The 21,938-nt window shown below is 65.6% G+C and carries 19 protein-coding genes; 8 read left to right on the top strand and 11 right to left on the bottom strand.

Annotation, left to right across the window (positions count from 1 at the left end; genetic code table 11):
* Positions 1-15: 15 nt before the first annotated feature.
* The gene (locus tag DIE17_RS01605; RefSeq protein WP_124920603.1) at positions 16-879 is read right to left on the bottom strand and encodes an alpha/beta fold hydrolase; all 864 of its coding nucleotides are present in this window, start codon (positions 877-879) and stop codon (positions 16-18) included.
* 155 nt (positions 880-1,034) lie between these two features.
* On the opposite strand from DIE17_RS01605, the gene DIE17_RS01600 reads away from it, so the two are divergent.
* Positions 1,035-1,736 (top strand): TetR/AcrR family transcriptional regulator, encoded by a 702-nt coding sequence (locus tag DIE17_RS01600; RefSeq protein ID WP_124519548.1) that lies wholly within the window; start codon positions 1,035-1,037, stop codon positions 1,734-1,736.
* Positions 1,737-1,828: 92 nt separating this feature from the next.
* On the opposite strand, the gene DIE17_RS37775 is transcribed toward DIE17_RS01600, so the two are convergent.
* Positions 1,829-2,143: a hypothetical protein gene (locus DIE17_RS37775; protein ID WP_260439185.1), complete on the bottom strand. Its 315-nt coding sequence runs from the start codon at positions 2,141-2,143 to the stop codon at positions 1,829-1,831.
* A 171-nt stretch (positions 2,144-2,314) separates the two neighbouring features.
* Positions 2,315-3,064: a TetR/AcrR family transcriptional regulator gene (locus DIE17_RS01590; RefSeq protein ID WP_124484818.1), complete on the bottom strand. Its 750-nt coding sequence runs from the start codon at positions 3,062-3,064 to the stop codon at positions 2,315-2,317.
* A 149-nt stretch (positions 3,065-3,213) separates the two neighbouring features.
* On the opposite strand from DIE17_RS01590, the gene DIE17_RS01585 reads away from it, so the two are divergent.
* The 7 genes from DIE17_RS01585 to DIE17_RS01555 all read left to right on the top strand — a co-directional run bounded on the left by DIE17_RS01585 (position 3,214) and on the right by DIE17_RS01555 (position 12,355).
* The gene (locus DIE17_RS01585) at positions 3,214-3,522 is read left to right on the top strand and encodes a hypothetical protein (RefSeq protein WP_124519454.1); all 309 of its coding nucleotides are present in this window, start codon (positions 3,214-3,216) and stop codon (positions 3,520-3,522) included.
* 12 nt (positions 3,523-3,534) lie between these two features.
* A complete protein-coding gene (locus tag DIE17_RS01580; protein WP_124920602.1) occupies positions 3,535-4,605 on the top strand; it encodes a VOC family protein in 1,071 nt (356 codons plus the stop codon).
* A 36-nt stretch (positions 4,606-4,641) separates the two neighbouring features.
* Positions 4,642-5,598: a fumarylacetoacetate hydrolase family protein gene (locus tag DIE17_RS01575; RefSeq protein ID WP_124920601.1), complete on the top strand. Its 957-nt coding sequence runs from the start codon at positions 4,642-4,644 to the stop codon at positions 5,596-5,598.
* A complete protein-coding gene (locus DIE17_RS01570; protein WP_124920600.1) occupies positions 5,595-7,589 on the top strand; it encodes an acyl-CoA synthetase in 1,995 nt (664 codons plus the stop codon). The genes DIE17_RS01575 and DIE17_RS01570 overlap by 4 nt, the downstream gene beginning before the upstream one ends.
* Positions 7,590-7,704: 115 nt before the next feature.
* A complete protein-coding gene (locus DIE17_RS01565; RefSeq protein WP_124484823.1) occupies positions 7,705-8,442 on the top strand; it encodes an OmpW family protein in 738 nt (245 codons plus the stop codon).
* Between the two features lie 54 nt (positions 8,443-8,496).
* Positions 8,497-11,475, top strand: a complete 2,979-nt coding sequence (locus DIE17_RS01560) for a molybdopterin-dependent oxidoreductase (protein WP_124920599.1) — start codon at positions 8,497-8,499, stop codon at positions 11,473-11,475.
* Between the two features lie 10 nt (positions 11,476-11,485).
* Entirely contained in the window at positions 11,486-12,355 is an 870-nt protein-coding gene (locus DIE17_RS01555; protein ID WP_124920598.1) for a 4Fe-4S dicluster domain-containing protein, read from the top strand.
* 139 nt (positions 12,356-12,494) lie between these two features.
* Here the strand turns inward: DIE17_RS01555 and DIE17_RS01550 are convergent, their stop codons facing one another.
* The 8 genes from DIE17_RS01550 to DIE17_RS01515 form a co-directional block, all read right to left on the bottom strand.
* Positions 12,495-13,940: an NAD-dependent succinate-semialdehyde dehydrogenase gene (locus tag DIE17_RS01550; protein ID WP_124920597.1), complete on the bottom strand. Its 1,446-nt coding sequence runs from the start codon at positions 13,938-13,940 to the stop codon at positions 12,495-12,497.
* 182 nt (positions 13,941-14,122) lie between these two features.
* Entirely contained in the window at positions 14,123-15,451 is a 1,329-nt protein-coding gene (locus DIE17_RS01545) for a cytochrome c (protein ID WP_185500285.1), read from the bottom strand.
* A gap of 16 nt (positions 15,452-15,467) precedes the next feature.
* Positions 15,468-17,687, bottom strand: a complete 2,220-nt coding sequence (locus DIE17_RS01540) for a xanthine dehydrogenase family protein molybdopterin-binding subunit (RefSeq protein WP_124920596.1) — start codon at positions 17,685-17,687, stop codon at positions 15,468-15,470.
* 84 nt (positions 17,688-17,771) lie between these two features.
* Positions 17,772-18,227 (bottom strand): (2Fe-2S)-binding protein, encoded by a 456-nt coding sequence (locus DIE17_RS01535; RefSeq protein WP_124484828.1) that lies wholly within the window; start codon positions 18,225-18,227, stop codon positions 17,772-17,774.
* A gap of 141 nt (positions 18,228-18,368) precedes the next feature.
* Positions 18,369-18,668 (bottom strand): putative quinol monooxygenase, encoded by a 300-nt coding sequence (locus DIE17_RS01530; protein ID WP_044843118.1) that lies wholly within the window; start codon positions 18,666-18,668, stop codon positions 18,369-18,371.
* 94 nt (positions 18,669-18,762) lie between these two features.
* Complete coding sequence (locus DIE17_RS01525) at positions 18,763-19,806, bottom strand: NADP-dependent oxidoreductase (protein WP_124519462.1); 1,044 nt, start codon at positions 19,804-19,806, stop codon at positions 18,763-18,765.
* Between the two features lie 205 nt (positions 19,807-20,011).
* Positions 20,012-20,632: a TetR/AcrR family transcriptional regulator gene (locus tag DIE17_RS01520; RefSeq protein ID WP_124920595.1), complete on the bottom strand. Its 621-nt coding sequence runs from the start codon at positions 20,630-20,632 to the stop codon at positions 20,012-20,014.
* Between the two features lie 123 nt (positions 20,633-20,755).
* Positions 20,756-21,766 (bottom strand): DNA-binding protein, encoded by a 1,011-nt coding sequence (locus DIE17_RS01515; RefSeq protein WP_124920628.1) that lies wholly within the window; start codon positions 21,764-21,766, stop codon positions 20,756-20,758.
* Positions 21,767-21,938 lie beyond the last annotated feature (172 nt).

Raw genomic sequence — 21,938 nt, 5'->3', positions numbered from 1 at the left:
GCGACGCGCTCCGGATCAGACGCGGCGGACGACGCGCGCGTCAACGCGGTCCTCGGCCAGAAACGCCACGACCATCGCGTTGAATTCGTCGGCGCGCTCCCACTGCACCCAGTGGCCGGTCTTGCTGAACAGGTGCACGTCGCAGTTCGGCATGCGCCGCTGCAGCGAGTGTGCGCCGCTTGGTCGATTGACCTTGTCCTCCGTTCCCCACAGCACGAGCGTCGGATTCTGTACGGCGGCCAGGCGCGGATCGCGCGTGAAATCGAGATTCCTGAAATTCGGAATGCCTTTGGGCCCGAGCAACGGCGGGCTGGCGACGACCTCCGGATCGATGCTGGACTGAAAGCGCTCCTGGAGCGTCGCATCGGATACCAGGCTGCCGTCGTAGACGAGGTCGCCCCGGATGAACGCCGCGAGCTTTTGCAGTGTCGGGCCTTCGCCCTTGTAATAGTTCAGCAGACGTTTGAGGCCGGGCGTGGGCAATGCGCGCGTCGTGTCCACGCCGCCGGGCCCCATCAGCACGAGGCGTCCCACCGCGGCCGGACGCTCGATCGCCATGCGTAACGCACATGCCCCGCCGAGCGAGTTGCCGAGGACGTGCGCGCGCTCGATGCGCAACGCATCGAGCATGCCGAGCATGCTCGCCGCCAGGTCGCCGAACGGATCGCCGCGATCCAGCCCCTTCGTCGATTTGCCGTAGCCCGGCATGTCGGGCACGACGACCCGGTGGACGCATGCGAGCGCGCCGACATTGCGGGCGTAATTGGACATGCCGGAAGCGCCGGGGCCGCCGCCGTGGAGCATGAGCACCACCGGACCCTCGCCTGCTTCGGTAAAGGAAATGGTCCGCGCACCGACCCGAACGGTACGTTGAATCATTGCGTGAGTCATGGACGGGGCATTCACGGCGTGGTCGCTCCAGACGGTTGATCGAACTTGCTTGGTGTTAATAATGAGATATTTGTCATCATGACAATATTCTCGTTTTTACCTAGCGCCTCGGAGCGCCTGCTGCGTCGCCTTATAATTCCGCCATGAATGAAACGACCGTTGACCATCGGACCCGTGTGGCGGCAGAGCGTCGCGAGCGCATGCGTGCCCGGCTGATCGAAAGTGCGATGCTGGTGTTCGCAGAAAAGGGCGTCGGCGCAAGCGTCATCCAGGACGTCATTGCGGCCGCGGACGTATCGCAGGGCACGTTCTACAAGTACTTCCGCACCAACGAGGATCTGCTCGCGGCAGTGACGCAGGAGCTGAACGACGAGTTGCTGCGCCTGATCGAAACGGAAGTCCACGGCTATCGGGATCCGGCGCTGCGCATCGCGTGCGGTGTGCGCATGTTCCTGCACGCCGCGCGCGCGTATCCGCTGCTGGCGCGCTTCATTTGCGCGGCCGGCTTGCATTCGGCGGGGCCGAGCAGCCTGATTTACGTGTTCCTGCCACCCCACATCGAACAGGGGCTGGCGCTGGGACGTTTCAGCGATGTCGGCGTCGGAACCGCACTCGACGTGATCGCCGGAACCGCACTCGCGACGATCCTCAGAATCACCAATGAAGGCCCGCAAAACGTCGTTCCGGAGCCCGTGGTCGCAGCAATTCTGCGCGCACTGGGCGTCGGGCACCTCGAGGCGGAAAAGTTGGTCGAAACGGCATTGCCGCCGATTGAAACGCCCGTTGCATCACTGCTCGAACGCGGACAGGCACGGATGCAGGCCCAGGCGCAGCCCGCGATCTGACCGTTTCGGGAATGCTCGGTCCGACACGAAGCGTCATGCTCGATGACGATCGCCGGGCCTCAGCCGTCGGCGACGAGTTTCGCGGTATGCCTTCAATCCTGGTAACGCGCCGGCCGAGCGCGATCGACGTGCATGGTGTCCGGCACGACGAGGACCTTGCCTGTATAGCGTGTTGCCATCTCGATTCGGCGATGCCAATCGTCGCCAGGTTCGCAGGTCCTGATTGATGCGAGATGGAGCGCGCGCCAGGCGCACGACCGGCAAACGCCGACTTGCCACGGCGAGATCCGGGAAAACGCTCCAAAGACAGCGATACGCTCGTCGGTAGTCACCGTCCGGCACTGCAAGAAACTGCGTGTGAGGTAGTCGTCGGTATTCGCGGGATAGTCGCGAAGCCGGTCTTTCATGCGACGCCCGCGTGGGTTGCGTCCGAAATGACGCCCACGACATCGCCGCGCGCTATTCCACTTCGACAAGCGCCGGCTGAACAGCGCAGGCGTCGCATCGCCCCCGTCAGCTGACGGGTACCGCACGAGCGCTCGGGGTGGCTTGGCCGCCGCCTGCGTCACCGCATTACGTCACTGCGCCGTCTCGGCCGCATCCACAACGGGCAGCGGCCGGCTTGCGATCTTCTCGGCTTCCGCACGCTTGAGCCCCAGCGTATGCAGCAGCGTCGCCGCCGTGCGTTCCGGAAAATGCTCTCCGTTGAAGCCGAGTTCCTTCAGGACACCGGCAGCCGGTGCGCCCGGAGCGACGAAGTTGAGTTCGGCGGCAATCGCGGTCAGCACCGTACCGCCAACCGAAAGGAAGCCGACGAATGGGTCGGCGACCACGAAGCGTTTCTCGGCGATACCGCGCTCCATGTCCCGCAGCAGGCGTTGACCCAGGCCAAGCGTCAGGACGCGCGCCGAAAAGCCCTCGCGTATCAGGAAGTGTCCCCACACCGGCTCGCGCCGCGCGCGCATCAGCGTATGTCGCACCGAGACGGAAATGATCTCCGCCGGGTCGGACAAGCCGCTGGCCAGGCGATCGAGCGAATCCGCGAACTCCTCGAATACCGATTCCACGAGGGTCGCGTAGATCGCCTCCTTCGATTCGAAGTGGTTGTAGAACGAGCCGAAGCCGACGTCGGCGGCCTCGGTGATTTCGTTGATGGCAACGCCTTCCATGCCCTTCTCGGCCATCAGTCTGAGGGCGGCATCCAGCAGGCGGGCACGGGTCTCCCGCTTGCGGCGCGCGCCACGCGGCTCGCGCTCTTCGGCGACCGCGGGACTGGATGCTTCCGGAGCGGAGCGCTTTGGTGTCCGGCGGCTCGGTGTATTCGTCATGACGTTTTCGATCCTTGTTCGTGCCCAAGTATAGATTCAAATGTCTACATTGACAAAGTCATCATCTATGATTTTAATGTCATCAAGGACGGCAGAACACGGCCTCGAGAACCGATCGAACGACGAATGGAGATACGGTGGAGACACACATGCACACGGGCGCCAGCGCGTCCATTCACAACAGCTCGCACGCGTCGCCGAAGTGCGGGCTGCCATCGATGCTCGGCGTATTGATCGCAGGATTCACGCCGGTCGGCGCCGCATCGGGCCATTTTTCGGCCAGTCACGGCGCCGGCGGCGAGGCGCGCCGCTCCCATGCGAAATCGACGAGCGACCTCGCGACATTCATGGTCCGGCCAGTGATGTCCTGCGACGGTGAGATTGCATGCCCGCCGTTGCGCGGCAAGCCCCTCGATGCGACGGCGCCCGCCTTCGCGATTGTCATTCGACCTGCCTGATTGTCATCCGCCATGAACCTGACCACCACACAACCGGCTCGCCACCCGCACCCCACAACGAAGGCATCGGCGCTCGCCTATCTGATCTTCGATCGCCCCGATCTCGACGAAGCAGAGCACTTTCTCAACGACTTCGGTCTCCGAACGGTGCTGCGGGATGACACGCAATTGCTGCTGCGCGGAACCGGCAGCGCACACTTCTGTTATGTCGTTCGCCACGCGCCGAAGGCCCGCTTCGTAGGCTTCGGATTGCAGGTCGACAGTCGTGCCGATCTCGAGGCGCTCGCCAAAATCCCTGGCGCGTCGGAGATCGAGGCATCGGATTGGCCAGGCGGCGGCCTCCGGGTGCGGCTCGCCGATCCGTCGGGTTTTCGGGTCGACGCGATTGCCGGCCAGACCCGGGCCGACACGTTGCCGCACCGTGCCGCGCTTTCATTCAACTCGGTCGACACGCCGTTGCGGATCAACGAAACGCAGCGGCCGCCGGCGAGCGCGCCCGAGGTCATTCGGCTCGGACACGTCGTGCTCGAGCTCGCCGACTACCAGGAAACCTGCGCGTGGTACACGCGGCATTTCGGGTTCATCCCCAGCGATGTCCAGGTGCTGCCGGACGGCTCACCCGCGGTTGCCTTCATGCGGCTCGATCTCGGCGACCGGCCGGCCGACCACCATACGCTCGCGCTCGCCCAAGGGTTCGTGCCGACTTATAGCCATAGCGCGTACGAACTGGTCGACGCCGATGCCGTCGGCATGGGCCAGCGCATGCTGCACGACAACGGATGGGCACACGCGTGGGGCATCGGCCGACACATTCTCGGCAGCCAGATCTTCGACTATTGGCAGGACCCGTGGGGCGACAAGCACGAACACTATTGCGACGGCGACCTGTTCACGGCCGACGAGCCGACGGGCGTGCACGCGGTCAGCCGCGAAGCGATGGCGCAGTGGGGCCCGACGATGCCGCGCAGCTTCACGAAGCCCCGGCTCACGCCGTCGAGCCTTGCGGCGCTGTTCCGCAACCTGCGCCGCAGTCCCGATCTGACGGTCGGCAAGCTGCTGACCCTGGCGAAGCTGTTCGCCTGATCCCCAACCGCCCATTCGACTCACGAGAGATCATTCATGTCACTGCATGTCCTGCACTTCCGGCATCATGGCCGCGCCCAATGGGGCGTGGTCGCCAACGGCGCCGTCACGCCGATTCCCGGCGACTTCGAGACAACCGCGAGCTTTCTCGCGGCGAATCCGGTTGAACGACTCGTCTCGCTCGACGGACCGACGATTCCGGAGTCGGACGTGGAGTGGCTGCCACCGGTGACCGCCAACCAGCAGTTCGTTTGCCAGGGGGCGAATTACCGTCGGCACATGATCGAATCCGGCATGGATCCGGACGCGAAAAAATTCAACATGATCTTCACGAAGGCGACGAGTTGCATCGTCGCCGCCGACTCACGAGTCGTGAAACCCCGGCACGTCCGGTTTCTCGACTACGAAATCGAGCTCGGCCTCATCCTCAAACGCGACATCACGTCTCATCAGCAGATCACGGACGCGAACCTGCACGACTATGTCGCCGGCACCGTGATCGTCAACGACTATTCTGCGCGCGATGTCCAGATCCCGCAGATGCAGTTCTACAAGGGCAAGAGCTTCCGGACGTTCGGCCCGGTCGGCCCCTATCTGTGCCTGCTCGAGCGGCATGACTTCCCGAAGCTGAAGACGCTCGACCTGACGTTGACCGTCAACGGCGCGGTGCGCCAGCAGGACTCGACATCGAACCTCGTCTACGGTCCGGCGGAAACGTTGACCGAGTTGTCGGGCGTGCACGACCTTCGCGCCGGCGACCTGCTCGCGACCGGCACGCCGGCCGGCTGCGCACTCAGCATCCCGTCGCCGCTCAAGCAGCGGGCCGTCGCGCTTTTCCCCGAATCCGTCAAATGGAAGATGTTCATGAAGGTGCAGGCGGGGCGAGCGCAGTATCTGAAGGCCGGAGACATCGTCGAAGCCCGGATCGCGAGCCGCGACGGAACGATCGACCTGGGCGTGCAACGTAACGAGATCGTGGACGAAGCAGCATGAACGGCATCGCGACCCAAGACGACGTGCTGGCGATCGAAGCGCCGGGCCTTCCGCCGGACCTTCCGGCCAGCACGTACGAGATGATCTGCGCCGGTGCGGCCATCGATCCGTCCGCCCCCGCCCTCTCCTTTTTCATGACCGCCGACGCGCACCGCGACGCCGAGTGCTGGACCTATCGCGAGCTGGTCCGTGACATCACGCGCACGGCCAACATGTTCGCGCGCCTCGGTGTGAATTCGCAGTCGGTGATCGCTTATGTGCTGCCCAATCTGCCCGAAACGCATTTCGTGATCTGGGGCGGACAGGCAACCGGCATCGTATGCGCGATCAATCCGCTGCTTGAAGGCGAAGCGATCGGTCAGCTGCTCAAAGCCGCCGGCGCCAGCGTGCTCGTGACGCTCGCGCCATTTCCCGGGACCGATCTCTGGCAAAAGGTCGCGGACATCCTTCATGAGGTCGAGCCGCTGCGGCATCTCGTGCTGGTCAACCTGGCCGATCGCGTGCGGGGCATGGCGCAGTCGGCGGCACGCACGCTCCAGCACGACGCGTGTGCGCACTTGTACGGCGCTGGCGGTTTGCGCAGCGCCGTGCCTGCGCACATCCAGATCCACGACTTCGGTACGGCAATCGCGCAGGAATCCGGTACGGCGCTCGACAGTGCGCGCCGCATTCGACCCGGCGACATGTCCTCTTACTTCTGTACCGGTGGAACCACCGGGTTGCCGAAAATCGCGATGCGCAGTCATGGCAACGAAGTGGCGAATGCCTGGAGCGCCGGCCGGTTCTTCGGCGACAGTATCGGCCCCGGCAAAACGACTTTTTGCGGCTTGCCGCTCTTTCACGTCAACGCCGCGATGGTGACCGGCCTCCTGCCATTCTCGCGCGGTGCCCATGTCGTGCTCGGCACACCGCAGGGTTACCGGGGCGACGGCGTCGTCAAACGCTTCTGGGAAATCGTCGAACATCACCACATCAATTTCTTCAGTGGCGTCCCGACGCTTTATGCTTCGCTGCTCGACATTCCCTCCGAGGATCATGTCATCGACTCGCTCGAATACGGCCTGTGCGGTGCCGCGCCGATGCCGGTCGGCGTCTTCAGGTCCTTCCAGGAAAAAACGGGCATCCGGATTCTCGAAGGTTACGGCCTGACCGAAGGAACGTGCGTGAGCAGCGTCAACCCGCCGAACGGCGAGCGTCGGCTGGGATCAATCGGGCTTCGCATCCCCTTCCAGGCGATGAAGGCGGTCGTCGTGGACGATGCGGGACGGTATCTGCGCGACTGCGCAGCCAACGAAGAGGGGTTGCTCGTCATCTCCGGGCCGAACGTGTTCACCGGCTACACGCGTCCCGACCAGAACGAGGCCCTGTGGCTCGATCTCGGCGACGGCAAGCGCTGGCTCAACACGGGCGACCTCGGCCGCTGCGACATCGACGGTTACTTCTGGCTGACCGGCCGCAAGAAGGAGTTGATCATCCGCGGCGGACACAATATCGACCCGGCGACGATCGAGGAACCGCTGCATCGACACCCGGCAGTCCAGATCGCAGCGGCGATCGGGCGCCCCGATGCCTATGCCGGCGAGTTGCCGGTCGCGTATGTTCAGCTCAAGCCGGGCATGACGGCTAGCGAACACGATCTGGAAGTGTTCATGCAGCAGGAGATCGCTGAACGCGCCGCCCTGCCGAAGCACGTCCGAATCGTCGAGGCGATCCCGCTCACCGGCGTCGGCAAGATATTCAAACCCGAACTCAAGCGCCGCGAGACGAGTGACGCACTCCGCGCGGCATTGGACCAGGGCGGAGCGCCCGGCGCATCAGTCGACGTCTCGACCAGTGATTCCGGCGGAATGTCGGTCTCGGTCGAGCTGAGCAATCCCGGGCTCGAGACTGCCGCGCGCTTCGTGCTGGGGCGTTTTCCGTTTGCGTTTTCGATCTCGTTCGCAGCGGAACCCATTCGGTCGTCCGGTCCGGCAGCAACAGATCTGCGGTGACGGAGGCGCGTGACTAGCCGCGACAACACAAATTCCGAGAGCGGCTTGTCACTATCAATAAGGTATCCAAATCAACTGTAGTTCTTTAATCGGACCGAGACAGAGGAGACGCAAAATGAAATTGAGGCGAACGACGAGTTTCGCAGGTGCGATGGTTTGCATCTGCACGGCTGCACTTGCCGACAACGCAGATGCGCAGACGGCCGGAAGCATCACTACGTCGGTTGGATGGCTGCACGTCGCGCCCCAGGGCGACGCGACGCCCCTGACCGTGCAAAGTGTCGGCGGCGTAACGGTGAATCAGCAAATGGGTGGTACCGGGGCGCATGCCAGCTCGACGGATACGATGGGCATCACCACCGAGTACTACGTCACCGACAACATTGGTGTCGCCATGCTGTTCGGACTGCCACTGACAGTCAATCTTGTCGGTGACGGGACGTTGCAGAAGTACGGAACCCTCGGCACGACAAGGCCGATGCCGCCCGCCGTCGAACTTCGATATCACCTGTTTTCAGCCGAATCGAAATTCCGTCCGTACGTAGGACTTGGCGTCAACTACACGTGGTTCACCCAGGTTCGGGCGACCAATCGCCAGTTCGTCACCGACAGCTTCGGGCCGGGCGGCTCGGCGCGCGCGACACTCAGTTCATCGTGGAACCCGGTGTTCGAGCTCGGCGCGAGTTACGCGATGACCAAACACTGGTCGGTCGGTGCTTCCGTCGGCTACATGCCGGTGAAGACCCACCTCACGTTATACGGACAGACCGCGACCGGCACGCAGATCGTTTCCACATCGACGCTCCGACTCAATCCCGTCAACGTTTTCCTGAACGTCGCTTACACGTTCTAGCGGGTGCGTCCCGATGCCAGCCCCCCGCATGGAAGCAACACTTTGGATCGAACGATGAAACGACAGGCTCTCAAGACCATTCTTTTTGCATTGCCCAAGGTTCTGGACCTGACGGCGCGCCGCTTCCCCGCCTACCGCGATCGCCTCAAGGAGCGCAATCTCGTCGCGTGGATCGGGCTCATGGATCAAAGCATCGGTCGCGCCATCGAGTTCAGGAATGGCCGCATTCGGTCGCGCGCCGGCAAGCATGCGCGGCCCGATGTGCGCATGGCCTTCAAGGACGTCGCCACCGCCCTGAAGTTCCTTTCCCCGAACCCGGACCAGGGCGAGATCGTCCACGCCGCCAAGAACTTCAAAGTGGTCACCGAGGGCGAGGACGAACTGCTGGTCTGGCTCATGCAAACCCTGAGCATGATGCGCACGGTCGGCCTGACGATGGGCACGCCCATGCGCGACGGCACCCGACGCTACACCACCTGCACCAATGGCGGCCCCCTGTTCGTCTACGTCAAGGATGGCCGCATCGTCCGCGTGACGCCCATCGAGCTGGACGATACGGATGCGTCAAGCTGGGTGATCGAGGCACGTGGACGCCGCTTCAGCCCGCCACGGCGCGGACTGGTCGCGCCTCACGCGTTGACCCTCAAGTCGCTGGTCTACTCCGACAAGCGCATCCTTCACCCGATGAAACGGGTCGACTTCGACCCGGACGGCGAGCGCAATCCCCAGAACCGAGGCAAGTCCGGCTATGTGCGTATCAGCTGGGACGAGGCCCTGAACATCGTCGCCAAGGAGATCAACCGGCAGAAGCGTGTTCACGGCCCCGGCTCCATCACTTTCCCGATGTCGTCCCACCACCAGTGGGGCAACGTCGGCTACTACCTCAGCGCGCTGACGCGCTTCGCCAACCTGATCGGCTTCACCCGGGTCGCCGCGAATCCGGACAGCTGGGAAGGCTGGTACTGGGGCGCCATGCATCATTTCGGCAACTCGATGCGCGTCGGCGTGCCCTCCGGCTACGGGGGCCTCGAGGACGGTCTCAAGGAAGCCGAAATGATCGTGTTCTGGTCCTGCGACCCCGAAAGTACCAACGGAGCCTACGCAGGATTCGAGGGAACCCCGCGCCGCCTGTGGGCCAAGGAACTCGGCATCGAGTTCGTTCACATCGACCCGCACTGCAATCCCACCGCACAGCTGCTGGGCGGGCGCTGGATCCCGATCCGGCCGCAAACCGATGCTGCCCTGGCAACCGCCATCATGTACGTCTGGACCGTGGAGGGCCTGTACGACAAGGATTACGTCGCGACGCGCACGACCGGTTTCGACGATTGGAAAGCCTACCTGCTGGGCGAAACCGACGGTACCCCCAAGACGCCCGAGTGGCAGGAGAGCGAGACCGGCGTGCCGGCCAAGGACGCCCGTGCGCTTGCGCGCCTGTGGGGGAAGAAGAAGGTGCATCTCGCCGTCGGGATGACCGGCGCGGGATTCGGCGGCGCAGGCCGCGGGGCGACCGGCGCGCAATGGGCGCGCTGCATGATCATGATGATGTCCATGCAGGGCTGGGGCAAGCCCGGGGTGAATTTCGGCTGCCTCGAAATCGGCGTCCCGCACGATCTCCAGTTCTACTTCCCCGGCTACGCGGACGGCGGCATTTCAGGCGACCTGGCGTGGACCGCCAATGCGGTGGACAACTACCAGCGCATGCCGCATATCCTGACCATGAATCCCGTCAAGCAAATGGTGCCGCGACAGCAGATGCCCGATGCGATCCTCAACGGTCACGCCACCGGTTATCTCTGGGACGGCATGTCGCAGGAAGCCCAGTTTGCACCGTTCACCTACCCGATGCCCGGCTATTCGCCGATCCACATGATCTATCGCTACGGCGGATCCGCGTTCAGTACCGTGACGAATTCCGGACGCTGGACGCAGGCCTACCGGCACTCGAGCATCGAGTTCGTCGTCAATCAGTCGATCTGGATGGAGGGCGAAGCCCAGTTCGCCGACATCATCCTGCCCGCGTGCACTTCGCTGGAGCGTTGGGACATCGGAGAATGGGCGAATTCGGGCGGCTACGCCCACCACGGGTATGGCACGGTCAACCATCGCATGCTGACGCTGCAGCACAAGTGCATCGAACCCCTGGGCGAGTCCCGCTCCGACTACGACATTTTCACTGCCATCCTGACCCGGTTGGGCCTGGGTGGCATTTTCACCGAAGGCTGCGGGGATCTCGACTGGGTCAAGCGCGTCTTCGACTCGTCGGATCTGCCCGATCACATTTCGTGGCGCGAATTTTGCCGCAAAGGCTATTTCGTCGTGCCGCCCGAAAAGCCCAAGTTGCGCCATCCCGTGGATATGCGCTGGTTTGCGGAAGACAGGAAGAAGGACCTGCCGGAACCTCATCCGCTGCCGTCACAGTTCTCGGAACGGTTCGGCAAGGGCCTGCAGACGCCGAGCGGCAAGCTGGAGTTCGTGCCCGAGTTGCTGAAGCGGCACACCGCGGACAATCCGGAGCGCCCCCCGCTCAACCGATATATCCCCTCCTGGGAGGGGTTGCGCTCGGACCTGGCCCCGCGCTACCCGCTGCAACTGATCGCCACCCACAGCCGCTACAGCTTTCATACCCACGGTGACGGAAAGAATTCCGCCGTGAACGGCATCGACGATCATCGCGCGCTGATCGCGGGGCACCGGTTCTGGCTGCTGAGGCTCAACCCGGCAGACGCCGCTGTTCGATGCATCGCCCATCGCGATCTCGTCAAAGTACACAACGACCGCGGCGCCGTGATCTGTGCGGCCGATGTCTCGCCCCTGGTGAACGCTGGAGTCGTGAAATCCTACGAGGCAAGCGCTGAATTTCAGCTGATCGAAATCGATGGCGAGCAAGTCGAGATCGGCGGCTGCATGAACATGCTGACCCCCGACCGGCCTCAGACCGCCGGCACCAGCAGCATGAGCCCGAATTCCTGCCTGGTGCAGGTCGAGAAATGGCGCGGTGCCGAGGCATTCATGCTCGGTCGCGCAGCGTGAGGAATGTCAAATGAGCAAGTGGAACCTGATCATCAACGTCGGCCGTTGCGAGAACTGCCAGAACTGCGTGATCGCCGCGCGGGACGAGCACGTCGGCAATGATTTCCCCGGCTACGCGGCACCCGCCGCGGCCAGCGCCGAGAGCCCCATCCGCATCCTGCGTCGTGTACAGGGTGCTTCGCACATGATCGAGACCACTTATCTGCCGGTCATGTGCAACCACTGCGACGACGCGCCCTGCATGCGTGTGGGCGGCAGCGCCATTCGCAAGCGCGCCGACGGCATCGTCATCATCGATCCGGACAAGGCGCGAGGCCGAAAGGACATCGTCAAGGCGTGCCCTTATAAGGCGATCGTCTGGAACGAAGAACTGCAACTGCCGCAGATCTGGATCTTCGATGCGCATCTGCTCGACCAGGGCTGGTCCCGCCCGCGTTGTCAGCAGTCGTGCCCCACCGATGTCTTCGAGACGGTCAAGCTCGATGACACGGCGATGGCCGACAAGGCCAGGCGCGAGGGACTCAAGGTATTGCGACCCAACCTGAGCACGAAGCCGCGCGTGTGGTATAGCGGCCTCGAACGGTGGGAAACGTGCTTCGTCGGCGGAAGTGTCAGTGCTCAGGCAGGAGACGTGGTCGAGTGTGTCACGGATGCGGTCGTCGTCTTATATGCAGGTAATCGGCAGGTGGCCGAAACCGTCTCGGACGGCTTCGGCGATTTCCGGTTCGACGGCCTGGCCAGGGGCAGCGGCCTCTACAGAGTCCAAATCCGGCATGCCCGCGGCAATGCCTGGCGCGAGTGCAGATTGGGCGACAGCGCCTACCTGGGCGAGATCAGGCTCAGTCAATCGACAAACGCCGTGGCGATGGAGTGCTCGTGATCCGGGCGAGACTGGACACTGCGGTGACCGACGGTGAACGAATCAGAAAAAACAAGGCCGGGCAGAACACCCGGCTCTCGGCAACGCCATGCCGCGTGCGCACCGCGTAAACGGCGGCACGCACGCGACCACCCGGTCATCAGACCGCCATCACCGTCACCGACTTCGTGACGAGATACGGCTCCAGCGCTTCCGGCCCGCCTTCCGACCCGTAGCCCGAATCCTTTACGCCGCCGAACGGCATTTCCGGCCAGGGCGTCGCCGGCTGGTTGATCCACAGCATCCCGACTTCGAGGCGCTGCGTCAGCAGGTGCACGTTCGCGAACGAACGCGTGAACGCATAGCCGGCCAGCCCGAACGGCAGGCGATTGGCTTCGGCGATCGCATCCTCGAGCTTGTCGAAACCGCGGATCGCCGCGACCGGGCCGAACGGCTCGTTGTTGAACACGTCCGCTTCGAGCGGCACGTTCGCGATCACGGTCGGCGCGAAGAAGTTGCCTTCCGAGCCGATCCGTTCGCCGCCCGTCTCGATGCTCGCGCCGACCTTGCGCGCGTTCTCGACGACCGACGCCATCGCGGTCAGCCGGCGCGGGTTCGCCAGCGCGCCGAGCGTCGTGCCTTCCTCGAGGCCGTTGCCGACCTTCAGCCCCTGCGCATGCGCGACCAGCGCACGCGTGAATTCGTCGCGGATGCTGTTGTGCACGAGGAAACGCGTCGGCGAGATGCACACCTGGCCCGCGTTGCGGAACTTCGCGCCACCGGCGGCCTTCACCGCCAGCGCGACGTCCGCGTCCTCGGCGACGATCACCGGCGCGTGGCCGCCCAGCTCCATCGTCGCGCGCTTCATGTGCTGGCCCGCGAGCGCCGCGAGCTGCTTGCCGACCGGCGTCGAGCCCGTGAACGTCACCTTGCGGATCACCGGATGCGGAATCAGGTACGACGAGATTTCCGCCGGATCGCCGTACACGAGACCGATCACACCGGCCGGCACGCCCGCGTCGACGAACGCGCGCAGCAGCGCGGCCGGCGATGCCGGGGTTTCTTCCGGCGCCTTCACGAGGAACGAACAGCCGGTCGCCAGCGCGGCGCTCAGCTTGCGCACGACCTGGTTGACCGGGAAATTCCACGGCGTGAACGCCGCGACCGGTCCGACCGGCTCCTTCACGACGGTCTGCTGCGCGCCGAGATTGCGCGGCGGCACGATCCGGCCATACACGCGGCGGCCTTCGTCCGCGAACCATTCGATGATGTCGGCGGCCGACAGCACTTCCACACGCGCTTCCGTGAGCGGCTTGCCCTGCTCCTGCGTCATCAGCTGCGCGATCGTGTCGGCGCGCTCGCGCACCAGCGCGGCCGCCTTGCGCATCGTCGCCGCGCGCTCGTGCGCGGGCACCTTGCGCCATGCTTCGAAACCGCGCTGCGCCGCGGCCAGCGCGCGATCGAGATCGGCGATGCCCGCGCGGGCCACCTTGCCGATCGCCTTGCCCGTCGCCGGGTTCACGACGTCGATCGTCTTGCCGCTCGCGGCGTCGACCCACTCGCCGTCGATCAGCAGTTGCGTATCCGTATAAGTCACGTTAGCCATCCAGACACCCCAGTTTTACGTCGATAAAACGCGCGCGGCCGCGAACGGCCGCACGCCGGTTGACAGAAAGAGCTGCGCCACCGGGCGCCCTGCACCCGGCAATGTGCGACGACCGGCGTGCGGCACGCATGCCCGTCGTCGTCCGCCACGGTCGGCCGCGCTCGGCGCTCGGCGCTCGGCGCTCAGCGCGCGGCCGCCGTCGCCTTGCGGAGTTTCGCGACCTCCGCCGCCTGCACGGCCGGCGCGCCGTTGTTCCAGCCGGCGCGCATGAACGTCAGCACGTCGGCGATCTGCTGGTCGTTCAGCTGGTTCGCGAACGCCGGCATCGGGTACGCGGACGGCACGCCACCGATCACGAGCGACTCGCTGCCGTTCAACGTCACGTTGATCAGCGACGCGGCATCGGCCTCGAGCACGTTCGGGTTGCCGGCGAGCGGCGCGAGCAGCGGCGCGTAGCCGCGGCCGTCCGCGCCATGACAATGCAGGCAGTAAGCGTTATACACCTTTGCGCCCGGATCGTTCGCCGGCCGGCCCAGCACGACCTGCGTCGCCTTCGGCTCGTAACGGTAAGGCGGCGCGCCCGTGCCGCCCGCTGCCGGCAGCGATTTCAGGTAGCGGGACATCGCCGCCAGATCGTCGTCGGTCAGTTCCTGCGTGCTGTGGTTGATCACGCTGACCATCGAGCCGAACGCGGTCGCATGCCGGTTCGCGCCGGTCTTCAGGAATTGCGCGATATCCGCATCGCTCCAGCGGCCCAGCCCGGTATTGTGCTCGCCGGTCAGGTTCGACGCGAACCAGTTGTCGATCGGCGCGCCCGACAGGAACGCCGAACCGCCCTCGTCCAGCGCCTTCTCCTGGAAGCCTACACCGCGCGGCGTATGGCACGATCCGCAGTGCCCGAGCCCCTGCACGAGATACGCGCCGCGGTTCCACATCGCGTCCTTGGCCGGCTTGTCGGCATAAGGCGTCGTATCGAGGAACACCATGTTCCACAACGCGAGCGGCCAGCGCATGTTGAGCGGCCACGGGATGTCGGACGCCCGGTTCGCCTGCTTCACCGGCTCGACGCCGTGCATGAGGTACGCGTACAGCGCCTTCACGTCGTCGTCCTTCAGCTTCGCGTACGACGGATACGGCATCGCCGGATACAGGTTGTGGCCGTCCTTCGCGACGCCCTTGCGCAACGCGTTCGCAAAATCGGCTTCCGTATAGCCGCCGATGCCCGTGTCCGGGTCGGGCGTGATGTTGGTCGTGTAGATCGCGCCCATCGGCGTGACCATCTTCAGGCCGCCGGCGAACGGCGTGCCGCGCGGCGCGGTGTGGCACGCGACGCAATCGCCGGCCTTCGCAAGATACGCGCCGCGTGCGACCAGCGCGCTGTCGGCGGCGGCCGCTTGCGCGGCGTGCGCCGTCGTGCCGGCCATCAGTGCGGACAGCGCGATCAACGACGTGCCGAACGTGCGAGCGGCGCGATTCAGGCGGTTCGGACGATTCGAGGTGAGGTTTCGCATGGTTCGTGTCCTCCCCTCAAGCCGTCTTCAGCTGGTTGCCGACCGGCAGCTTGCGCAGCCGCGTGCCGGTCGCCGCGAAGATCGCGTTCGACACGGCAGCCGCGGTCGCCGCGGTGCCCGGCTCGCCGATTCCGCCCGGCGCCTCGGCGCTTTTGACGAGATGAACCTCGATCGGCGGCGTCTCGTTGATGCGCATCACCCGGTAGTCGGTGAAGTTGCTCTGCACGACGCGGCCGTCCTCGATCGTGATCTCGCCATACAGCGCGCCCGTGATCCCGAAGATGATGCCGCCCTGCACCTGCGCCTCGATCGTGCTCGGATTCACGGCCATCCCGCAGTCGACCGCGCACACGGCACGCTTGACCTGCACTTCGCCGCCTTCCACCGCGACGTCGATGACGATCGAGAAGAAGCTGCCGAACGCGTGCATCACCGATACGCCGCGCCCTTGCCCCTTCGGCAGCGGCGTGCCCCAGCCGGCCGCCTTCGTCGCGACGTCGAGCACATTGCGCGCACGCGGCGTCTTGTCGAGCAGCGCGCGGCGGTACTGGACGGGATCGGTCTTGGCCTGCGCCGCGAGTTCGTCGATGAAGCTCTCGACGACGAACGTGCTGCGGGTCGGCCCGACGCCGCGCCAGAACGCGGTCGGCACGTGGCGCGGTTCCTGGCGCACGTAGTCGATCAACTGGTTCGGCAGGTCGTACGGCAGGTCGTTGGCAACCTCGACCGCGTCGGGATCGACGCCGTCCTTGAAGGCCGGCGGTGCGAAGCGCGCGAGGATCGACGAACCGACGATCCGGTGCTGCCATGCGACCGGCTTGCCGTTCGCGTCGAGGCCGGCCGAGATCCGGTCGTAGTAGTACGGGCGATACATGTCGTGCTGGATGTCTTCCTCGCGCGTCCACACGACCTTCACCGGCGCGTTGACCTGCTTCGCGATCTTCACGGCCTGGCCGATCATGTCCGTTTCGAGCCGTCGGCCGAAACCGCCGCCGAGCAGGTGGTTGTGCACGACGATCCGGTCGGGCGCGAGACCCGTGAGCTTCTGCACGGTGTCGACCGCCCGCGTCGGCACCTGCGTGCCGACCCAGATCTCGCAGCCGTCGCCGCGCACGTGCACCGTGCAGTTCACCGGCTCCATCGTTGCGTGCGCAAGGAGCGGCTGTTCGTAGACGGCATCGATGCGCGTCTTCGCGTTCGCGAACGCGCGGCCGACGTCGCCGTCCTTGCGCGCGACCGCGCCCTTCCCGTTCGCGGCGGCCTGCGCGAGATCGGCGACGATGTCCTTCGTCGACACCTTCGCGCCCGCGCCTTCGTTCCACTTCACGACGAGCGCCGACGCGCCGCGCTTCGCGGCCCACGTGTGATCGCCGACCACCGCGACCGCGTTGTCCGCGCGCACCACCTGGCGCACGCCGGGGATCTTTTTCGCGGCCGTGTCGTCGACGCTCGCGACCGTGCCGCCGAACACCGGGCTGTTCACGATCACCGCATACAGCATGCCGGGCACGCGCACGTCGAGCCCGAACTGCGCGGTGCCGTCGACCTTCTCCGGCGAGTCGAGCCGCTTCACCGGCTTGCCGATCAGCTTGAAATCGGCCGGCTGCTTCAGTGCGACGTCCTTCGGCACCGGCAGCTTCGACGCAGCGTCCGCGAGCTGGCCGTACGATGCGCGCCGGCCGCTCGGCGTGTGCTGCACTTCGCCGTTCGCCGCCCGGCAGGTGGCCGGATCCACGTTCCATTGCTTCGCCGCCGCCGAAACCAGCAGCGTGCGCGCGGTCGCGCCCGCGCGGCGCAGCGGTTCCCACGCGTAGCGCACCGACGTCGAGCCGCCGGTCAGCTGGCCGCCGAGCAGCGGATCGAGGAACAGCTTCTCGTTCGGGGGCGCATGGTCGAGCGTGACGTTCGACAGCGGCACCTCGAGTTCCTCGGCGATCAGCATCGGCAGCGCCGTGTAGACGCCCTGGCCCATTTCGACCTTCGGCATCACCAGCGTGACCTTGCCGGCGCGGTCGATCTGCACGAACGCGTTCGGCGCGAATACGCCGGCGCGCGCGCTTTCGTCCGCATCGCCGCCGATCACCGAGCGGCGTGCATCATCGCCCGCCGCCGGCATGCTGAAGCCGAGCAGCAGGCCGCCGCCCGCCGCCGCGCCGAGCGACATGCCCGCCTTGAGAAACGAACGGCGCGACACGCCCGCGCCGGCCCGACCTGCTTCGATCAGTCCTCGCGACATGTCAGCCTCCGCAGAGCCGCCTCAACGAGGCTGACCGCCCCCTCGCGGGGCAGCGAACAAAGTGAGCGTGGTGGCTGTTTCATCTCATGCCCCCTTCGCGGCGTGTTTGACCGCCGCGCGAATCCGGTTGTAGGTACCACAGCGGCAGATGTTGCCGGCCATCGCCGCGTCGATGTCGGCGTCGCTCGGGTTCGGGTTCGATGCGATCAGCGCGGTGGCCGCCATCACCTGCCCGGACTGGCAGTAGCCGCACTGGACGACGTCGAGCTCGCGCCATGCCTGCTGGACCTTCTGCCCGGCCGGCGTCGCGCCGACGGCTTCGATCGTCGTGATCCTGCGGCCCGCGACGGCCGCGACCGGCAGCACGCACGCGCGTGCGGCGACACCATCGAGATGCACGGTGCACGCGCCGCATTGCGCGATCCCGCAGCCGAATTTCGTGCCGGTCAGGCCGACGACGTCGCGCAGGACCCACAGCAGGGGCATGTCGTCGGGGGCGTCGACCGTGCGGTTCTCGCCGTTGATGTTGAGGGTGACCATTCAGCCTCCGGGGCGGTGTATTGGGGAAGCGGCGCGAACGATGCGCTGCGCCGCGTTGTCGTTGTCATCGCCGTTGCGTCATGCGTGACGGCTGCCGCACGGTCCCGGGCGAGAACGGGCCGTGACGGGGGTACCGCGTCGTTACTCGGCCACGTCGATGCCCGACAGCACCTTGATGACGGGCGGCGCCGCGAACCAGTCGGCCGACTTCACGCGAAATTCCGTGAAATGCGGGCTGGCGAGGTGCGCGTCGAACGCGGCCTGGTCGTCGTAGATCTCGTACAGGTGCAGGTTCGGCGAACCGTCCTGCTCGCGGAACAGGTCGTAGCGCCGGTTGCCCGGCTCGACGCGCGTCTTGGCGACCATGCTGCGCAATTCGGCCTCGGCGGCCTGCGCGTGTTCGGGTTTCAGGAACAGGGAAGCAATCACGTGAAGCGCCATCTTTGTCACTCCTTTCGAAACGGAATCGAGCATGCCACAAGCCGGCGTCTCGCGACGCCAGCGTGCAATCGTCGTGTGTCGTCTTGCGCCGGTGTCAGGCCAGTTCGTCCGGACCCACGCGCACGACGACCTTGCCGAAATTCTTGCCGGCGAGCAAGCCGATCAGCGCGTTCGGCGCATCGGCGAGATCGGGGATGACATCCTCGAGCGCCTTCACCTTGCCCTGCGCGAGCCACTCGCTCATCTCCGTCAGGAACTGCGCGTAGCCCGTCGCGTAATGATCGAAAATGATGAAGCCCTGCATCCGGATGCGCTTGCGCAGGATCGTCCCCATCAGCAGCGGCAGGCGATCGGGGCCGGCCGGCAACGCGGTGTCGTTGTAATGGGCGATCAGTCCGCACACCGGCACGCGCGCATGCTCGTTGAGCAGCGGCCACACCGCATCGAACACGGCGCCGCCGACGTTCTCGAAATAGACGTCGATGCCCTTCGGACAGGCTTCCTTCAGCCGGGCGGCGAATTGCGGATCGCGGTGGTCGACGCAATCGTCGAAGCCAAGCGTGCCCTTCACGTACGCGACCTTGTCGGCGCCGCCCGCGACGCCGATCACGCGGCAGCCCTTCAGCTTCGCGATCTGGCCGACCACCGCACCGACCGCCCCGCTCGCGGCGGCGACGACCACGGTTTCGCCGGCCTTCGGCTCGCCGATCTTCAGCAGCCCGGTGTACGCGGTGAACCCCGGCATGCCGAGCACGCCGAGCGCGTGCGACGGATGCGCGAAGTCGCGGCCGAGCGGAATGAGACCGCTGCCGTCCGACAGCGAATAGTCCTGCCAGCCGCCGCGCGCGACGACCAGGTCGCCTTCGCGATACGCGGGCAGGTTCGACGCCACGACACGGCTGACCGTGCCGCCGACCATCACGTCGCCGAGCTCGACCGGCGGCGCATACGACGGCGCGTCGCTCATCCGGCCGCGCATGTACGGGTCAAGCGACAGCCAGATCGTGCGCAGCAGCACCTGGCCGGCACCGGGCACCGGTACGTCGCCGGTTTCGAGACGAAAGTCGTTCGGGGTGGGCGCGCCGACCGGGCGCGCATTCAGAATGATTCTGCGGTTTGCTGCCTTGCCTTGCGGCATGGGAACCTCCGTCAACAGGAAGGGACGTGCACGGGCACGATTGGATCAACGTTGGACAACCGTGATGCGCGAGGCTGCGGCGTTGCCGGCGAATCGGCCGGCGGCGGGGCCGCCGCCTCGCGGGTAAACCAATGTGACTTCAGCGTAAGTAGACCAGTCGTCTAGCGCTCACGCAAAAAACAAGGCGCGCCTGCGCGCGCCCACATTACGACTGCACTCCGTCAGGCTCGAAGGACGGCAGGTTCAGCATCCGCCGTGTTTCGAGCATCGCGCGTTCGAGCGGTTTGCGGTCGCGGTGAATCTTCTCCAGCAGCGTCGCGCCCAGCCACAGCTCGTAAAGGATCGCGGCCGTATGCGCCGGATCGTCGACACCGCTCAGCGAACCGTCGGCCAACCCGGCCTCGATCCCGCCCGCGAGCCGCTCGATGATCTGGCTGGTGCCGCGCCGCAGGACCGCGCGCATCGCCTCCGACAGATCGGACACTTCCGCACCGAGCTTCACCGCGAGGCACTTGCCTTCCGGATCGTCCGCGCACTGCGTGCGCAGCCAGTTGCCCCAGTACGTCATCAGGCGCTGCGCGCCCGTGCCGGCCGGGTGCTTGAGCAGGTTGTCGAGGTGCTCAAGATAGCCTTCGAAATACGATTCGAGCAGCGCCTCGCCGAACGCCTCCTTCGAGCCGAAGTAATGGTAGAACGAGCCCTTCGGGATGCCCGCCGCGGCGAGAATCTCGTTCAGACCGACCGCCGAAAACCCCTTGTGGAGCATGATCGGCTTCGCGATATTCAGGATGTGCTGGCGGACTTCCGCGCCTGAAGATGCATTCATGATGGCGTATCTTAGCAACGATTAGACCGGTCGTCTAGTAACGTCGAGCCGGCAAGTTGAGCGGCACTTTACCCGAATCGCACCGCGTCGCGGACACGTCGTCGCCGCACCGTGGCGCCCACGTCACGCGGGTTTCGGGACGCGCTTCCTCGCGACCGGTTTCGCCGCACGCAGGGTGCCGCCCGCCGGTCGACCCGGCGCCCGGCGCGCGGGGGGACGTGACGCGCGTTCGGCACGCAATGCGTCGAGTTCGCCGACGTACGCGGCATTGGCCGCGCGGGCCCCGTCGAGCTGACCTTCGAGCATGCCGCAGCGGTGTTGCGTGTCGGCCAGTTGCGCCTGCAGTGCCGCGAGATCCTTGCGGTGCTGCGTATCGCGCTGTTCGGCACGAGCCGTGGCCGCGTCGAATTCCTTCTGAACGCGTGCGGCCGCGAGCCGTTCGCGGTCGATCTCCTGAAGCGCTCGCTTCTCCGCTGCACGCAAGCGTTCCTCGGCCCGGCCCGCGTCGTCGCGCAGCCGGTCGAGTTGCGACGTGAAATCGGCACGCGCCTGCGCCAGCGCGCGATCGGCGTCCGCGTTGTCGGACTTCAGCCGCTCGATTTCCGCTTGCAGCGCACGGCGCGATGCTTCGTCGGCCGCCCTCGCCTGCTCGAGTTCCTGGATGCGCACCTGGGCCGCCAGCAACGCGCTCGTGCGGTGCTCCAGCGCGGTTTCGGTACGGGACAGGTCGGCTTGCAATGCCGCGACCTCCGCTTTCGCCGCGGCCCGCTCGGCTTCGACTTCGGCGCGCAGTGCATCGAGCGCTGCGGCGGCATCGGCACTCGAGCGGCGCCACAACGCGGCGACGAGCTCGCCCGCTGCCGCCTGCAGATCGGCCGGCAAATCCGGATGCTCGATGCGCACCCGGCTCTTTTCCCGCAACTCGGCCCAGAACTCGCCGAGCACCGCCGTCGGCGTGCTCATGCTGCCCTTGCGCACGAGCTGGTAAAGGCGGTTCGCGGTGGGCGTGACGCCGAAACGGAAGAACATCAACGCGCAGACCTCGCGATACAGCTCGCGGGTCTTCGGGAAATCGGCTCTCAGGCGGTCGATTTCGGCGATCAGGCGGGATTCGTCGGCAACGAGGTCGGACATGACGGTTTGAGTCGGTAGTTTCGTTAATAATATAACGTAAACCGTTAAATATCCAATTGCGACACCTCTGTTGTTTGACATTATTTCTATAATGTTGAAATGAGCGAGGCGTGTGGCGTGTGGAATCGAAGCAGATCGTTTGCACGATTTTGTAATCGCCAGACCAAAGAGC

Origin of the sequence: Burkholderia sp. Bp9099 (assembly GCF_003857805.1) — a bacterium.
Lineage (GTDB): Bacteria > Pseudomonadota > Gammaproteobacteria > Burkholderiales > Burkholderiaceae > Burkholderia.
Note: the sequence above shows the minus strand (reverse complement) of the source record. Positions and strands in the feature narration are given on the sequence as shown.

What these genes read in the sequence shown, in the direction of transcription:
- DIE17_RS01515 (WP_124920628.1), bottom strand. Translation starts at nt 21,766, where the DNA reads ATGTCCGACCTCGTTGCCGACGAATCCCGCCTGATCGCCGAAATCGAC.
- DIE17_RS01565 (WP_124484823.1), top strand. Translation starts at nt 7,705, where the DNA reads ATGAAATTGAGGCGAACGACGAGTTTCGCAGGTGCGATGGTTTGCATC.
- DIE17_RS01560 (WP_124920599.1), top strand. Translation starts at nt 8,497, where the DNA reads ATGAAACGACAGGCTCTCAAGACCATTCTTTTTGCATTGCCCAAGGTT.
- DIE17_RS01525 (WP_124519462.1), bottom strand. Translation starts at nt 19,806, where the DNA reads ATGCCGCAAGGCAAGGCAGCAAACCGCAGAATCATTCTGAATGCGCGC.
- DIE17_RS01600 (WP_124519548.1), top strand. Translation starts at nt 1,035, where the DNA reads ATGAATGAAACGACCGTTGACCATCGGACCCGTGTGGCGGCAGAGCGT.
- DIE17_RS37775 (WP_260439185.1), bottom strand. Translation starts at nt 2,143, where the DNA reads ATGAAAGACCGGCTTCGCGACTATCCCGCGAATACCGACGACTACCTC.
- DIE17_RS01575 (WP_124920601.1), top strand. Translation starts at nt 4,642, where the DNA reads ATGTCACTGCATGTCCTGCACTTCCGGCATCATGGCCGCGCCCAATGG.
- DIE17_RS01590 (WP_124484818.1), bottom strand. Translation starts at nt 3,064, where the DNA reads ATGACGAATACACCGAGCCGCCGGACACCAAAGCGCTCCGCTCCGGAA.
- DIE17_RS01540 (WP_124920596.1), bottom strand. Translation starts at nt 17,687, where the DNA reads ATGTCGCGAGGACTGATCGAAGCAGGTCGGGCCGGCGCGGGCGTGTCG.
- DIE17_RS01570 (WP_124920600.1), top strand. Translation starts at nt 5,595, where the DNA reads ATGAACGGCATCGCGACCCAAGACGACGTGCTGGCGATCGAAGCGCCG.
- DIE17_RS01535 (WP_124484828.1), bottom strand. Translation starts at nt 18,227, where the DNA reads ATGGTCACCCTCAACATCAACGGCGAGAACCGCACGGTCGACGCCCCC.
- DIE17_RS01580 (WP_124920602.1), top strand. Translation starts at nt 3,535, where the DNA reads ATGAACCTGACCACCACACAACCGGCTCGCCACCCGCACCCCACAACG.
- DIE17_RS01555 (WP_124920598.1), top strand. Translation starts at nt 11,486, where the DNA reads ATGAGCAAGTGGAACCTGATCATCAACGTCGGCCGTTGCGAGAACTGC.
- DIE17_RS01605 (WP_124920603.1), bottom strand. Translation starts at nt 879, where the DNA reads ATGATTCAACGTACCGTTCGGGTCGGTGCGCGGACCATTTCCTTTACC.
- DIE17_RS01520 (WP_124920595.1), bottom strand. Translation starts at nt 20,632, where the DNA reads ATGAATGCATCTTCAGGCGCGGAAGTCCGCCAGCACATCCTGAATATC.
- DIE17_RS01585 (WP_124519454.1), top strand. Translation starts at nt 3,214, where the DNA reads ATGCACACGGGCGCCAGCGCGTCCATTCACAACAGCTCGCACGCGTCG.
- DIE17_RS01530 (WP_044843118.1), bottom strand. Translation starts at nt 18,668, where the DNA reads ATGGCGCTTCACGTGATTGCTTCCCTGTTCCTGAAACCCGAACACGCG.
- DIE17_RS01550 (WP_124920597.1), bottom strand. Translation starts at nt 13,940, where the DNA reads ATGGCTAACGTGACTTATACGGATACGCAACTGCTGATCGACGGCGAG.
- DIE17_RS01545 (WP_185500285.1), bottom strand. Translation starts at nt 15,451, where the DNA reads ATGCGAAACCTCACCTCGAATCGTCCGAACCGCCTGAATCGCGCCGCT.